This is a genomic window from Falsirhodobacter algicola (assembly GCF_018279165.1).
GTDB classification, from domain to species: domain Bacteria; phylum Pseudomonadota; class Alphaproteobacteria; order Rhodobacterales; family Rhodobacteraceae; genus Falsirhodobacter; species Falsirhodobacter algicola.
On record NZ_CP047289.1, the window covers coordinates 764,197 to 779,688 of the forward strand.

The window sequence follows — 15,492 nt, forward strand, 5'->3', positions numbered from 1 at the left end:
CGATGGCCCGGCTACGAACCCCGCAGGGCGCGCTGCGCGCGATCCTCCTGTCCCAGATGGTGCTGGGGGCGGCGCTCGTGGCGCTGGACCTTTATGGCGCCAGCGGCGGCGAAGCCTCGCCCGCCCTGTTCGCCCCGCCTGCCGAGGGGCCGAGCGTGCGCCCCTACCGCCCCGATCTGCGCCCCGGCACGCCGGGAACCCCCGCCATGCGGCCCATGCCGGACCGCCTCGTCTTCGAGGAGGACGAGGGCGGCACCATCCGCATCACCGGCCAGATCGCGCCCGGCGATGCCGACCGGTTCGCCGCGTGGCTGGATCAGACGCGGCCCGGCGGCACGCAGGTCGCGCTCGACAGTTCGGGCGGGTCGGTGTCGGACGCGCTGGCGATCGGACGCACGATCCGCGCCGCGGGCTATGACACCGATGTGCCGCAGGGCGCGGTCTGCATGTCGGCCTGCCCCTATGTGCTGGCAGGGGGCGTTGCCCGCAGCGCCGAAGGGGTGGTCGGGGTCCATCAGCATTACTACGGGGAAAACACCCTGCTGCCGACGTTCATGGCCGTGAAGGACGTGCAGCGCGGACAGGCCGCCGTCATGGACTACCTGACGGAGATGGGCGTGGACCTGCGCATCATGAGCTATGCCCTGCGCACCCCGCCCGAGGAGATCAACGTCCTCGATGCCGATCTGATGCAGGATCTGGCGCTGACGACGTAGCGGCGGCGCCCCGATCCGCGCGCGGATGCGGCACAGATCACATCCGTTCGTACTCGATCACCCGTGCGCGGCTAAGCGACAGTTCGATCCGATCCTCATTCAGGCGCCGCAGGCAGATCCGGCGCGGAGTGCCCTGATCGTGCACCGTGAACAGCCACCGCCCCCGCCCCAACGGCACCAGCGGCGCGCGTTCGGCCTGCGGGCCGCGCCCCCATAGGGCATGCCCCGCACCGATCCGCAGGGTCGCGCCATGGGCATGCCAGTCGCCGTCCGGGCTGGGGGTGCCGTCGTCCGTGGCTGGTTCGAGCCGGACGGGCAGATGCCCGATCTCCCCCTCCAGCGCGCCATCCGGCGCGGGGCGCAACCGCACCAGCGCATGGGCGGGCGTGGAGACGGCCCAGCCATCGTCCATCACCAGCGCCTCCTCGGCGTCGCGCAGGGTGATGCTGCCGGAACGCAGTTCGGCCCAGAGGTTCCCCTCGGGCGCGGCATAGAGGCCCGGCGCGGCAAGGCTGGCCGCAGGGCGCGCATCGTCCCGCACCCCAAGCAGCACGCGCATCAATTGCTGGGCAAGGCCGGTGGCGGCGACATCCTCGCGGTTGCACAGCACGACGATCCCCGCCCCCGTCTTCGGGTCCAGCAGAAAGCCCGAGCGGTATCCCGGCTGCGCGCCGCCATGCCCCGGAAGCCGCCGCGCCCCGATCGTGGTCAGGCTGATCCCGAGGCCGTAGCCCGTCCCCACCCCGGACCGCAGCGGCACCGGCGCCGAAAGGGTCGCGCACTCCGGCCGCGTCATCAGATCCGCCAGCCAGACCGCAAGATCGGTGGCCGACCCGGCCAGCGAGCCCGCCGCAGAGATATGCATCCCCTGAAACCCCACGCGCCAGCCATCGGCGCAAGGCACATGCCCCGGCACGAGGCCCGGCAGTGGATCGCTCCAATATTCCATCGCTCGCATCCCGGTGCCGAGCCGCGCCGCCTGCGCCGCCACCTGATCCGCAAAGCGCACGCCCCGCCGCTCCAGCGCCGCCTCCACCAGCCGGTATCCGGCGTTGGAATAGGCGACTTCGGTCCCCGGTTCGGCGTTCAGGCGGGGGATGCCCGCCGAAAAGGCCAAAAGCGCCGCCTTATCCGTCACCGAGGCCGTCCCGAGGCCCAGAAGCGTCAGCATCTCGCGCGTGTCGGGAAGGCCGCCCTGCATCGACAGCGCCTGCCGCACGGTGACGGAGCCCGGCGCGGGCGCAAGCTCGGCCAGCTCCTCGCCCAAGGGCAGATCGAGCGGCAGCACGCCCGTCCGCAGGACCGTCTCCGCCAGCACATGCTTCGTGACGGAGGCCCAGCGCATGGGGCTGTCCGCCGAAAGGGGTGCCGCCTCGCCGATCCGCGCCACGCCCCCCGCGACCGACAGCCGGATGCCGCCGCGATCGAACCCGAGAATCACTCCGCCCGGCGACGCTCTGCCCCATTCCTCGACGATGGCCGAAGCCCTTTCGGCCGCTGCGGCCCAATGCATCAGCATGCGATCCTCCATCCACACGGACCGGAGTGTCCGCCCAAGCCCGCGAAGGTCAACCCCCCGAATACGGGTTCCGGCAGCGCGCCCGCGCAGGCATACTGGCGAAAACTGGAAAAGAGAGAGCGTATATGAACGCCGCCATCGCTGTCCTGAACTCGATCCTGTGGGACTACATCCTCATCTATGGCTTGCTGGCCGTCGGGCTGTTCTTCACCCTGCGCCTCGGCTTCCTGCAATTTCGGCATTTCCCGGAGATGTTCCGATGCGTGACCGGATCGGCGGCATCGGACCGCAACGGCATTTCCCCATTGCAGGCGCTGACGGTCAGCCTCGCATCGCGCGTGGGGACGGGCAACATCGCAGGTGTGGCGGTCGCGATCTATCTGGGCGGGCCGGGCGCGGTGTTCTGGATGTGGATGGTCGCGCTGGTGGGCATGGCCACGGCCTATGCCGAAAGCACCCTCGCCCAACTCTACAAGGTGCGTGAGGGGACGCTCTATCGCGGCGGGCCTGCCTATTACATCGCGCGCGGCCTTGGGCTGCCGTGGCTGGGGGCGATCTTCTCGGTCTGTCTGATCCTTGCCTTCGGCCTCGTGTTCAACGCGGTGCAGGCGAACTCCATCGCGCAGGCCACGAGCGAGGCGTTCGGCTTTCCGACTTGGACGGTCGGTGTCGGCGTCGCCGCTATCACGGCGATCATCATCTTCGGCGGCATCCCCCAGATCGCCCGCGTGGCCGAAATCGTGGTGCCCTTCATGGCAGGCATCTACCTGATCCTCGCGGTTGTGGTCCTTGCGATGAACATCACGTCGGTGCCCAGCGCGTTGTGGCAGATCGTGGGCGGTGCCTTCGGGCTGACGCAGGCCACGGGCGGCGTGGCCGGTGCCATCGCGGCTGCCGCACTGAACGGGATCAAGCGGGGCCTCTTCTCGAACGAGGCGGGTATGGGCTCGGCCCCCAACATCGCGGCCGCCGCCCGTCCGGACCCGCACCACCCCTCCAGCCAAGGCTTCGTGCAGGCGCTGGGCGTCTTCATCGACACGCTGCTCGTCTGCACGGCCACGGCGATGATGATCCTTCTGGCCGATGTCGTCGAACCCGGCAACGGCATCACCGGCACCGTCCTGACGCAAAACGCGCTGAGCGTGCATTTCGGCGCCTTCGGCAACATCTTCATCGCCGTTGCGATCTTCTTCTTCGCCTTCACCTCCATCATCGGCAACTACGCCTATGCCGAAAACGCGCTTGCCTACCTTGGGGGCAGCGGGCGCATCGGGCTGACGGTGCTGCGGATCGCTGCGCTTGGCATGGTGATCTGGGGCGCGGTGCAGCCCGTGCAGACGGTGTTCGATCTGGCCGATGCCTCGATGGGGCTGATGGCGACGATCAACCTCTGCGTGATCGTCCTTCTGTCGGGGACGGTGACGGTGCTGACGCGCAACTACCTTGCCCAGCGCAAGGCGGGGCTGATGCCGCGCTTCCATCTGGCCGATGCGCCGAAACTGACGCGGGGCGTCGATCGCAGCATCTGGAAATAGCGGCGCTCGCGGCCGGGAACCATCGGTGCCCGGCCGCTCTTTCCCCCGGTGAAAGGGGGGCTGTGCCATGGCATCGCGTGCGGTCTGGAAAGGGCAGATACGTCTGTCGCTCGTCTCCATCCCGGTGGAGATTCACAGCGCGACCCAGCCGGGGGCGCGCGTTTCGTTCCGGCAGATCCACGGCCCCAGCGGCAAGCGCGTCCGCTATGAAAAGACCGTGGCCGGGCTGGGGGCCGTCAAGGCGTCCGACATCCTGAAGGGGTACGAGCTGGGGGATGACGAATACCTCCTGCTGAAACCCGAAGAGATCGAGGCCATCCGCCTGGAAACGCGCAAGACGCTGGAACTGGTGCAGTTCGTCGATTACGACGCGATCCCCCCGCTCTATTACGACAAACCCTACTACGTCGTCCCGACCGACGATCTGGCCGAAGATGCCTACCGTGTCGTGCGCGATGCGCTGCGCAAGGCGCGCCGGGTCGGGCTTGGCCAACTGACGATGCGGGGGAAGGAGTATCTCTGCGCCCTGCGTCCCTGCGGCGACGGCCTCCTGATGGAAACGCTGCATTACGCCGATGAGATCCGAAAGGCCGATCCGCTTTTTGCGGGCATCGAGGACGCCCCCGCAGATGAGGAGCTTCTGGCCGTCGCGACCCAGCTCATCGATCGCAAGACCGGCCCCTTCGAGGCGGACCGCTTCACCGATCATTACGACAAGGCCCTGCGCGAACTGATCGAGGCGCGGCGCCGCAACCGCAAGACCCCGCGCACCAGCGCCGAGGATGACGCCGCCCCGACCAAGGGCAGCAATGTCGTCGATCTGATGGAGGCGCTTCGGGCCAGCCTCGATACCCCCGGCGGCAAGAAGCCCGCGAAGAAACCGCGCAAGACCCCGGCAAAGCGCGGCACCAAGGCGTCCTGAGCCATGGACCCGCTGGACACCTACCGCCGGATGCGCGACTTCGCCGCGACGCCGGAGCCTTCGGGCACGGGTGGGGTGTCCGCGGGGCCAGCCCTGCGCTACGGCGTTCAGATGCATGATGCAACGCGCCTGCATTGGGATCTGCGGCTGGAATGGCGCGGCGCCCTTCTGAGCTGGGCCGTGACGCGGGGGCCGTCGCTGGATCCGGCAGACAAACGCCTTGCCGTGCGGACCGAGGATCACCCCCTCGATTACCTGACCTTCGAAGGGACCATCCCCAAGGGCCAATATGGCGCCGGAACCGTGATGCTGTGGGATATCGGCTGGTGGCAGCCCTATCACGACGTGGCCGATGGGCTGGCCAAGGGGCATCTGCATTTCGCGCTGCATGGGCGGCGCGCGGGGGGCGGGTATTCCCTGATCCGCATGAAGGGAAAGCGGCAGGGCGATGCCAAGCGCGAGAATTGGCTGTTGATCAAGGAGGACGATGCCGCAGCGGACCCCGAGGCCAAGCATTTCGCCGCGCCGGATGCCCGCAGTGTGGCCACGAACCGCACATTGGAACAGATAGGGAACAACGCCCCGGCCCTGCCCTTCGGCCCCAGACGTCGCCATGCGATGCCCGCCTTTCACGAACCGCAACTTGCCACCGCCGTCGATACGCCCCCCACGGGTGCGGAATGGCTGCACGAGGTGAAGCTCGATGGCTATCGCGCGCTGATCGGCCTTGGAAAGGACGGGGTGCGCATCTTCACGCGCAGCGGCCTCGATTGGTCGGACCGCTTTGCCGAACTGCTGCCCCCGCTGGCCGACCTGCCCTGCGATGCCGCCCTGATCGACGCGGAGATCGTGGCCGGTGCCGGATTGCAGGGGTTTTCCGCATTGCAGGCCGCGATCAAGGCGGGCGGTCCGTTTCAGGTCTATGCCTTCGATCTTCTGTCGCTGAACGGGGCCTCCCTGACCGGCCAACCGCTGACGAAACGCCGCGCAGCCTTGGAGCGTCTTTTGGCGAAGGCTCCGCCCCGTGGGCCGGTTCGCCCGTCGCCCGTCCTTGGCGGCGCGGCACAGGACGCGCTGGCCGCCATCTGCGCGGCAGGCGGCGAAGGGCTAGTCTCGAAGCTGGCGCAGGCCCCCTATCGCAGCGGGCGCGGCACGTCATGGCAAAAGACGAAATGCATCCGCCGGGCGGAGTTCCTGATCTGCGGCTGGATGCCTTCGGACAAACGCGGGCGCACCTTCGCCTCGCTGCTCCTCGCCACGGCCGAAGGGGGCGGCCTCGTCTATCGCGGCAAGGTCGGAACGGGGTTCGACACGGTCGCGCAGGAGGACATCATGGCCCGCCTCGCCCCCCTTGCCCGCAAAAGCCCGCCCCTCAGCGCCCCGAGGGCCGAGGTGCGGGGCGCGAAATGGGTCGATCCGCAGCTTGCGGCCGAAATCCTGCATGCCGAACTGACGAGCGATGGCCGCTTGCGCCATGCCCGCTTCGTTGCCCTGCGCGAGGACAAAGCCCCAGAAGACATCGCCCTCGATCCCCCCGTGGAGGTTCAGATGGATCACGGCACCCGCCCCCGGATCGCCGGCATCGGCATCAGCCACCCAGACCGCCTGCTGTTCCCCAAACCCCGCATCACGAAACAGGCCCTTGCCGAATATCACGAGGCGATGGCCGACCGCCTCCTTCCCACCCTCAAGGACCGCCCCGCCGCCCTTTTGCGCCTGCCCGAGGGGCTGGACGGGGAACGGTTCTTTCAGAAGCATCCGGGCAAGGGCTTTCCCGATGCCATCCGCAGCGTCCGCGTGCCCCAAGCCGATGGAAGCGCCGCCGACCATATGTGCATTACCGATACGGCGGGGCTCGTGGCCGCCGTTCAGATGGGCACCGTGGAGTTTCACCCATGGGGCGCCCGGCGCGATCGGCTGGACCGGCCCGAGCGGCTGGTCTTCGACCTCGACCCCGACGAAGCGCTCGGTTTCGCCCGCGTCCGCGAGGCCGCGCTGCATGTGCGGGACCGGCTGGCCGATCTGGGGCTGCCCTCATGGGCGATGGTGACGGGGGGCAAGGGGGTGCATGTCATCGTTCCCCTGCGCCGCACCGCAAGCTGGCAGACGGCGAAGATCTTCGCCCAGCTTTTCGCGACGCTTCTGGCCGAGGATGCTCCGGGCGCCTACACCGCCAGCATGTCGAAGGCCCAGCGCAAGGGGCGGATCTTCGTCGACTGGCTGCGGAACGAACGTGGGGCGACGGCGGTAGCCCCCTTCTCGGTCCGGGCACGGCCCGGCGCGCCGGTCGCGGTCCCCGTCGCATGGGATGAATTGCGTCGTCTGCGCCGGGCGAACGGGTTTTCGATGAAGGCCGCGCAAACGCGCAGCTGGGCCGATCTGGACGTGCCGGAGCCTGCGGGGCTGAACAAGGACGTTCTGGCGCGGCTCGAACGAAAATAGCGCCCCGGTGGGGCGCCATCTTATCAGTAGTTCGCGGGGGGATCGCTTGCGGGGAAGGACTCGTCGCTTTCCTCGTCTTCCTTCTTCCACGTCTCGGGCGGATTTTTCATCTGGCCCGGGCCGGCGGGACGAACGTCGTCCTTGGTCGGCACGTCTTTCGGCTTGTCATCGGACATGATGCCCTCCTTCGTTGCATGATCAGAACGATCCGCCTCGGGATCGGTTCCCGGTTCGCGCCGGGCGATGGCGAATTGCAGCGCATCGAGGCTGACCCCATGATCGCCGCGCGTCGTCACGCAGCCGGGGGCCGGAACGAGGTGCCATTCCGCATCCAACGGCATGAACGCCGTATCGGTGCTGAAATTGACGAGAAAGCGCATCTCCTCCTCTTCGTGTCGGCGGCGCCAACTGATGATCGGCGCGCGTTCGCCCTGCGACATCGCCTCGGTTCCAAGGCGCAGAAGATCGCTGTCCTTCCGCCATTTGGTGAAATCGGCAAGGAACTGCATGACGGAGCCCTCCTGCCCATCCTGCCGCGCGACCGACAGCGGCAGATGCTCGGCCGGCATCGGCAGCCATGGTTTGACGGTGGAAAAGCCGCCATAGGGTTCCTCATCCGTCCATGGGAAGGGCGTGCGGGCACCGTCCCGCCCCTCGAAGGTGGGCCAGAACGCCTTGGCCCACGGGTCCACCATATCCTCATAGGCGAGTTTGGGGTGCGGCAGGCCCAATTCCTCGCCCTGAAAGATCACACCCCCGCCCTTCAGCGTCATCTGCATGAAGAGCAACATCTTCGCCGCCGCCACCCGATGCTCGCCGATGGCGAAATGCGTCAGGTTGCTGACCGCGCGCGTGGAGTCGTGGTTGGTGAACACATTATAGAGCCAACCATTGCCTAGAAACTCCTCGCGCCGGTGCAACTGTCCGGTGATGGCATCCACATCCGGGCGGCAGTTGATCAGCCCGAAATCGTAGACGGCATGCAGCCGCTCCCCTTCTTGCGTGAAGTCCGAGGCGTGGCGGATGGTGTCGATATCGGCGATCTCCCCGATCAGGACGACATCCTCGGCCTCGGCGAATGTGCGCAGACGGCGGAAGATGTCGTCGCTGCCTTCGGCATGCCGGTCGAAGATGTGGTGCTGCGCGCCGAAGGGATTGGTCGGCCCGCCGCCGATCAGGGCGTTGGACCCCTCGCGCCCGACCGGCGGGTTCGAGCGCAAGTCCCGGTCCCAACTGACGCATTGCGCGGCGTCGATGCGGAACCCATCGATCCCGAGATCGGTCCAGAACCGCATCTCGGCCAGAAGATGATCCATCACCTCGGGATTGTGAAGGTTCAGCGCCGGCTGCTCCTTCAAGAACGGGTGGTAGTAGTATTGCGCGCGGCGCGGCTCCCATTCCCATGCCGGGCCACCGAACGAGGACAGCCAGTTGTTCGGGGCGCACCCGTCGCGCGCCTTGTCGGCCCAGACATACCAATCGGCCTTGGGGTTGTCGCAGCTTTGGCGACTTTCCCGGAACCACGGATGTTCGTCCGAGGTGTGGCAGGGAATGAAATCGAGCAGCAACTTCAACCCCCGTTCATGCGCCGCCTGCAAGAGGGACATGAAATCGTCCATTGTCCCCGCCGTCGGATCGACCAGCCGGAAATCGGTGATGTCGTAGCCGAAATCCTTTTGCGGCGATTTGTAGAACGGCGAGAGCCAGATCGCATCGACCCCGAGGCCCGCGATATGGTCCAACCCCTCCAGAACGCCGCGCAGATCGCCGATCCCATCGCCGTTCGTGTCGCGAAAGCTGCGGACATAGACCTGATAGATCATCGCGCCGCGCCACCAGTCGCGGTCGATCTTGTCCGAGAGAGGTTCGTAGCGTGCTGGCCGTGCCATGGCGTTCCCCCCTCAGCTTCCGCGTTCGAAGAAGGCCGCGCCATAGGCCGGCAGGCGCACGTCGTCGCCGCGGCGCACACCGCCGAAGCCATGCCCCTCCATCGCGGGGCCGACCTCGGCCTCGGGCAGATGCACCACCTCTTCCTGACCGCCGAAATTGAAGGCGCAGGTGATCACGCAATCGCCCAGCATCCGCCGGAAGGAGAGGACATTCTCTGTCGTCTCGATGAACTCCATCCCACCTTCGCGCAGAACGGCCTTGTCCTGCCGCCATGTGAGGAACTGGCGCATCCGGTTCAGGGTAGAGCCGGGAAGCGCCTCCTGCTTGCTCACCGCCAGCTCCGCGTGTTCGGACACGACGGGAAGCCATGGATCCACCTCCGAGAAACCGGAATGGGGGGCGCCCTCCTGCCACGGCATTGGCGTGCGCGCGCCATCGCGTCCCTTGTAGGCGGGCCAGAACTCCTTGCCGTAGGGGTCGATAATGCGATCATGCGGGATCTCGGCCTGCGGCAGGCCCAACTCGCTGCCCTGATACAGGCACATGGCCCCGCGCAGACACGAAAGTGCGGCAAGGATCACGGTCACCTCTTCGGGGCGATCCTCGGCCCCGAGCCGCGTGATCGCGCGCGAGAAGTCGTGATTGTCCATCGCCCAGCACGGCCAGCCGCTGTCGTCGTCATGCCCCAAATCCCGCGCCACATCGCGCAGCATCCGCGGCGAGATGTGATGCGCCCCCGTCAGCCAATAGCCATAGGCCAGTTGCAGACGCTTCACGGCGGTGTATTCGCGGTGGATGCGGACGGCATCGCTTTCGTTCAGCTCGCCCAACAGGGCGCGGTCGCCATAACCGTCGCAAAGGGCGCGCAGCTTTTCGAGGAAGGCCACCGTCTCGGGGCGCGCGATGTCATAGACGTGCTGCTGCTGGGAATAGGGGTTGAAGCGGAATGCCTCCCCTTCGGGGATGTTCGGGTTCGGGGGATTGTCCCGCAGTTCGAGATCGTGGGCATAGAAGGTGCAGACATCCAGCCGGAAGCCGTCCACCCCCATGTCCAGCCAGAAGCGGCAGGTGTCCAGAACGGCCTGCTGCACTTCGGGGTTGTGATAGTTCAGATCGGGCATCTGCCGCAGGAAGTTGTGCAGGAAATACTGCCCGCGCCGCGGCTCCCACTGCCAAGACGATCCGCCGAAGACCGACAGCCAGTTGTTCGGCACGTTGCCGTCGGGCCGCGCATCGGCCCAGACGTACCAATCGGCCTTGGGATTGTCGCGGCTTTCGCGGCTTTCGAGGAACCACGGATGCTGATCGGCGGTGTGCGAGAGCACCTGATCCATGATCACCCGCAGGCCCAGCGCATGCGCCCGGTCCAGCAGCGCGCGGAAATCGTCCAGCGTGCCGAACAGCGGATCGACCGCGAGATAATCGGACACGTCATAGCCGAAATCGAGCATCGGCGATTTCACGAAGGGCGAAATCCAGACCGCGTCGGCGCCCAGCGCCGCCACATGGTCCAGACGTTGCGTGATCCCCTTCAGATCACCCACGCCGTTGCCGGTCGTGTCCTGAAAGCTTCGCGGATAGATCTGGTAGATGACAGCGCCCTTCCACCAGTTCGCATTGCGGGTGGCCTCGGTCATGCAACCTCCTTTATCTGTCGGCATGCATGACGGCTAACCCCTCCCCGGCGTACGAGTTCCGAAATTGGCGCCCTGCGATGCGCCCCAATGGCCGTTGCGGGTCGACATCCGGGACATGGCGCTAGATCAAGGACCAGATCACGTTCCCTCAAGAGGGAGTGACACGGGGAACCCTGTCAAAGCGGAGGCAAGCATGTCCGAAACAACCTACCACGATTCAACATGGGTGCGGGCGGGACGCCCGCGCAGGGGGGCGTGGCGCGCGGCGGCGATCGTGCTGGCCCTCGTCCTTGGTGTGTTCGGCGCCGCGCTTCTGGCGGGGGGCGTCTGGCTGATCGTTCTGGGCGGAAGCTGGTACTATGCGATCGCAGGCTTCGGCCTTCTCGTCACCGCCTGCCTGCTGGCCATGCAGAACCGCGCGGCGCTTCCTGTCTATGTGCTCGTCTGGATCGGCACGCTGATCTGGGCCTTCTACGAGGTCGGGACCGACTGGTGGGCGCAGGTGCCGCGGCTCGTCGCGCCGACGGTGGTTCTGATCCTCATCCTTCTCGTGCTGCCGGGCCTCGGCCGCAGCCGCACACGCTGATCGGGGGAACGACATGACACGCAGCATCCTGAACACCGGCGCGCTGGCCGCGCTTCTCGCCTCCACCGCGCTGCCGCTGGCGGCCCAAGGCACCGACCCGGCCCCCGCGCCCGAACAGACCGCCCCGGCCGAGGCGCAGCCCGCCCCCGAGGTCGAGGCGCCCCCCGCCGCCGAAGCCCCCCCGATCGAGCCGTCGCCGCCCGCCGCCGAGGCCCCCGTTCCCGAAGGCGTCGGCCCCGCCCAATCCGACGAGGTTCCGGACCCCGAGGTGATGGAAGAGGCACGCGCCGCCCGTCCGCAGCCCGAGGTGGGCGCCGATTGGCCGTTCTGGGGCGGCAACGCGCAGGCGGACCGCTATTCCCCGCTGGATCAGATCAACACCGACAATGTCGGCCAGTTGGAGCGCGCCTTCGTCTATCGTACGGGCGACATGCCCGAGGGCAGCGCCGAGGGCAAATATGCCGGCGAGACGACGCCGCTGAAGATCGGTCATCAGCTGGTGATGTGCTCGGCCAAGAACATCCTCATCTCCATTGATGCGGCCACGGGCGAAGAGCTGTGGCGCCACGATCCGGGCGTGTCGAACGATGCGATCCCCTATTCCGCCTCCTGCCGCGGGGTATCGGCCTATACCGCGCCGGATCTGGGCGAGGATGCCGCCTGCAAGACGCGCATCATCGAAGGCACGATCGACGCACGCCTGATCGCGGTCGATCTGGCCACGGGCGAGCCTTGTGCCGATTTCGGCAATGACGGTCAGGTGGATCTGTGGGAAGGCATCGGCGAGAAGGTTCCCGGCTGGTACGCCGTGACCGCGCCCCCCGCCATCGTGCGCGGCATCGTCGTGACGGGCGCGCAGGTGAAGGACGGTCAGGCCGAAGACGCGCCCTCGGGTGTCGTGCGCGGCTATGACGCCGTGACGGGCGAATTCGCGTGGGCCTGGGATCTGGCCAATCCTGGGGTGCATGACGAACCGCCCGAGGGCGAGACCTACACCCGCGGCACCCCGAACATGTGGACCACCGCCACCGCCGACGAAGAGCTCGGCTATGTCTATCTGCCGCTCGGCAACTCCTCGGTCGATTACTACGGCTCCAACCGCTCGGATCTGGAGAACCAATGGGCGACCTCGCTCGTCGCGCTGAACGTCCTGACGGGGGAGCCGGTCTGGTCCTTCCAGACGGTGCGCCACGACGTCTGGGATTACGACCTCGGCAGTCAGGCCAGCCTTCTGGACTTCCCCACGGGCGAAGGCACCACGGTTCCGGCCATCCTGCTGCCCTCCAAGCAAGGGGACATCTACATCCTCGACCGCGCCACGGGCGAGCCGCTGACCCCGGTCGGCGAAGTCGATGCGCCGGTCGAAGGCAGCGTGGAGCCGGAATTCGTCTCTCCGACGCAGCCGACCTCGGAATGGCACACCCTGCGCAAGGATGACCTGACCGAGCGGGATATGTGGGGCTTCACCCCGATCGATCAGTTGTGGTGCCGCATCCAGTTCCGCCGCGCCCATTACGAAGGCTTCTACACGCCGCCGTCGGCCGACCGTCCGTGGATCCAGTATCCCGGGTACAACGGCGGATCGGACTGGGGTTCGGTCGCGATCGACACCGATCGCGGAATCATCGTCGCCAACTACAACGACGTTCCGAACTACAACCAGCTGATCCCGCGCGATCGGGCCGACGAAATGGGCCTGAAGCCGATCAACGAGCAAGAGGCCGGATCCTCCGAAGGGGGCCGTGCCGAAGGTGCGGGCGATCCGCAGGCGGGCTCCCCCTATGCGATCAACGTGAATGCCGGCTGGCGCAACACGGGCACGGGCGTGCCCTGCACCGCCCCGCCCTATGGCGGCATCCGTGCCATCGACCTGAACACCGGCGAGACGCTGTGGGATACCCCCATCGGCACCGCCCGGCGCAACGGTCCCTTCGGCATCCCGTCCTATCTGCCGATGAAGATCGGCACGCCCAACAATGGCGGTTCGGTCGTGACGGCGGGCGGCATCATCTTCATCGGGGCCGCGACGGACAATCTGGTGCGCGCGATCGACATCCAGACCGGCGAGACGCTGTGGCAGGACGTGCTGCCCGCAGGCGGTCAGGCCAACCCCATCTCCTATGAGGTGGATGGCCAGCAGTATCTGCTGATCGCGGCGACGGGGCACCACTTCATGGAAACCCCGATCGGCGACTACATCATCGCCTACAAGCTGCCGAACTAATCGCAGCGCGCCGCCCCCACCGGGGCGGCGCATTCCCATCCCCATCTTCGCCCCCGCGCACCCTATACAAGCCGAAGTGGCAGCGCTAAGCCCGTGTGGCACATGGCAGCAGGATGGACAGGATGAAATTTCTCGCACGATACGGCATAGATACCTACATGCTGCTGCTGATCCTGACGGTCTGCCTCGGGGCGGTCCTTCCGGTGTCGGGCGTGGCGGCGGATGTGCTGAGCACGATCACCTATTGTGCGGTGGCGCTTCTGTTCTTCCTCTATGGCGTGCGGCTCAACTCCTCCGAGGTGATCGAGGGCATGACGAACTGGCGCCTTCAGGGCGCGAGCTTCGCGGCAACCTTCGTCTTTCTGCCGGTCCTTGGGATTCTGATCGCGACGATCCTGTCGCCGGTGTTGGGCGAGCCGCTGACCATCGGCATCCTGTTCCTGTCGATCCTGCCCTCCACCATCAACTCCTCCATCGCGTTCACGGGGATGGCGGGCGGCAACGTGTCGGGGGCGATCTGCTCGGCGTCGATGTCGAACCTGATCGGGGTCGTGCTGACGCCGGCACTGGCGGCGCTGGTGCTGCATCAGGGCGGCGTGTCGATCAGCGCCGATGCGGTGGTGAAGATCGCAACGCAGATCCTGCTGCCCTTCGTGCTGGGCCAGATCCTGCGCCGCTGGCTCGCGCCCTTCGTGCTGCGTCACAAACCGCTGACGCTCTTCGTCGATCGCGGCTCGATCTTGCTGATCGTCTATTCGGCGTTCAGCGCCGGCACCGTCGCCGGGATCTGGGGCGCCATTCCCCCGCTGACGCTGGTGATCCTGTTCGCGGTGATCCTCGGCTATCTCGTCATCACGATGCGCGGGGTGATCCTGCTGGGGCGCCTGACCTTGCGGAACGAGCGGGACCGCGCCGCCCTCTTCTTCTGCGGATCGACGAAAAGCCTTGCCAGCGGCCTGCCCATCGCCCTTGCCCTCTTCCCGGCCGAGATGGTCAGCACCACCGTCCTGCCGCTGATGATGTATCATCTGACGCAGCTCTTCATCTGCGCGGTGATCTCGCAGCGGATGGCGGCCCGGTCGCGGGCCGCCTGAGGGGGGATCAGCCCTCGCGGTGCACGCGCAGCGCGGCGAAGGACTGGCTGACGGGCATCACCTCCAGCGTGTTGATGTTCACATGCGCGGGCTGCGTGGCGATCCAGTGGAGCGTTTCGGCCATGTCCTCCGCCGTCAGCGGGTTCGCCCCGGCATAGAGGCTGTCGCTGCTGGCCGCATCGCCCTTGGTGCGGACCATGGTGAACTCGGTCTCGGCCATGCCCGGCTCCAGCACCGTTACGCGCACGCCGGTGCCATGCAGGTCGGTCCGCAGGTTCAGGCTGAACTGCCGCACGAAGGCCTTAGTCGCGCCATAGACGTTGCCGCCCGGATAGGGCCAGTTTCCGGCGGTGGAGGCGATGTTGATGATCCCGCCCTTCCGCGCGATCAGCCCCGGCAGCAAAAGCTGCGTGATGGCGATGAGGCCCTTCACGTTCGTGTCCACCATGGTCATCCAATCATCGAGATTGATGTCCGGCGCGGGCGTCGTGCCCAAGGCAAGGCCCGCATTGTTGATCAGCAGGTCGATCTGGGCCAGATCCTCCGGCAGGCTCGCGAGCGCGGCGGACATGGCCTCGCGGTCGGTGATGTCGAAGGCGATGCCGTGGAACTGGGGCCCAAGCTCTTCGCCCAGGGTCTGAAGGCGGTCCTGCCGCCGCCCCGTGCCGATCACGCGCCAGCCGCCCGCAACGAAACGCCGCGCGGTGTCGCGCCCGAACCCGGATGTGGCCCCGGTGATGAGAACCGTCTTCATGAATGCGTCCTTTCCTTTTGCGGCAAGGTGACGCCGCCCGCCGCAGGGTTCAATCCTGAAAAAAGCGCATCAAGCATGGAACCTACCCGTCCCTTACGGGTTGTAGGGGCCAATCGGGTGGCCGGACGGCACACCCGCAACACGCGTCGGCAATCGGCGCATCGTACGGTGGG

General features: G+C 66.9%; 11 protein-coding genes. 7 read left to right on the forward strand and 4 right to left on the reverse strand.

Going from position 1 to position 15,492, the window contains the following annotated elements; genetic code table 11:
• Positions 1-2 precede the first annotated feature (2 nt).
• Entirely contained in the window at positions 3-716 is a 714-nt protein-coding gene (locus GR316_RS03880) for a COG3904 family protein (RefSeq protein WP_211784732.1), read from the forward strand.
• A gap of 37 nt (positions 717-753) precedes the next feature.
• Here the strand turns inward: GR316_RS03880 and GR316_RS03885 are convergent, their stop codons facing one another.
• Positions 754-2,235, reverse strand: a complete 1,482-nt coding sequence (locus tag GR316_RS03885) for a serine hydrolase domain-containing protein (protein ID WP_211784733.1) — start codon at positions 2,233-2,235, stop codon at positions 754-756.
• Positions 2,236-2,360: 125 nt separating this feature from the next.
• Here GR316_RS03885 and GR316_RS03890 point away from each other — a divergent pair, with 125 nt between their 5' ends.
• The 3 genes from GR316_RS03890 to ligD all read left to right on the forward strand — a co-directional run bounded on the left by GR316_RS03890 (position 2,361) and on the right by ligD (position 7,134).
• Positions 2,361-3,770 (forward strand): alanine/glycine:cation symporter family protein, encoded by a 1,410-nt coding sequence (locus tag GR316_RS03890; RefSeq protein WP_211784734.1) that lies wholly within the window; start codon positions 2,361-2,363, stop codon positions 3,768-3,770.
• Positions 3,771-3,837: 67 nt separating this feature from the next.
• A complete protein-coding gene (gene ku / locus GR316_RS03895) occupies positions 3,838-4,692 on the forward strand; it encodes a non-homologous end joining protein Ku (RefSeq protein WP_211784735.1) in 855 nt (284 codons plus the stop codon).
• Between the two features lie 3 nt (positions 4,693-4,695).
• Complete coding sequence (gene ligD, locus GR316_RS03900; RefSeq protein WP_211784736.1) at positions 4,696-7,134, forward strand: DNA ligase D; 2,439 nt, start codon at positions 4,696-4,698, stop codon at positions 7,132-7,134.
• 23 nt (positions 7,135-7,157) lie between these two features.
• Here ligD and GR316_RS03905 read toward each other — a convergent pair whose 3' ends face one another.
• Positions 7,158-9,023: an alpha-amylase family glycosyl hydrolase gene (locus GR316_RS03905; RefSeq protein WP_211784737.1), complete on the reverse strand. Its 1,866-nt coding sequence runs from the start codon at positions 9,021-9,023 to the stop codon at positions 7,158-7,160.
• Between the two features lie 12 nt (positions 9,024-9,035).
• Complete coding sequence (locus GR316_RS03910; RefSeq protein WP_211784738.1) at positions 9,036-10,661, reverse strand: alpha-glucosidase; 1,626 nt, start codon at positions 10,659-10,661, stop codon at positions 9,036-9,038.
• A 193-nt stretch (positions 10,662-10,854) separates the two neighbouring features.
• Between GR316_RS03910 and GR316_RS03915 the strand changes: the two genes are divergently transcribed.
• From GR316_RS03915 to GR316_RS03925, 3 genes are all read left to right on the forward strand, one after another.
• Positions 10,855-11,247, forward strand: coding sequence for a glucose dehydrogenase (locus GR316_RS03915; RefSeq protein ID WP_249218810.1), 393 nt, complete (start codon positions 10,855-10,857; stop codon positions 11,245-11,247).
• Positions 11,248-11,260: 13 nt separating this feature from the next.
• Positions 11,261-13,471: a pyrroloquinoline quinone-dependent dehydrogenase gene (locus GR316_RS03920; RefSeq protein ID WP_211784739.1), complete on the forward strand. Its 2,211-nt coding sequence runs from the start codon at positions 11,261-11,263 to the stop codon at positions 13,469-13,471.
• Between the two features lie 122 nt (positions 13,472-13,593).
• Positions 13,594-14,565: a bile acid:sodium symporter family protein gene (locus GR316_RS03925; RefSeq protein WP_211784740.1), complete on the forward strand. Its 972-nt coding sequence runs from the start codon at positions 13,594-13,596 to the stop codon at positions 14,563-14,565.
• Between the two features lie 7 nt (positions 14,566-14,572).
• Here GR316_RS03925 and GR316_RS03930 read toward each other — a convergent pair whose 3' ends face one another.
• Complete coding sequence (locus GR316_RS03930; RefSeq protein ID WP_211784741.1) at positions 14,573-15,319, reverse strand: SDR family oxidoreductase; 747 nt, start codon at positions 15,317-15,319, stop codon at positions 14,573-14,575.
• Positions 15,320-15,492 lie beyond the last annotated feature (173 nt).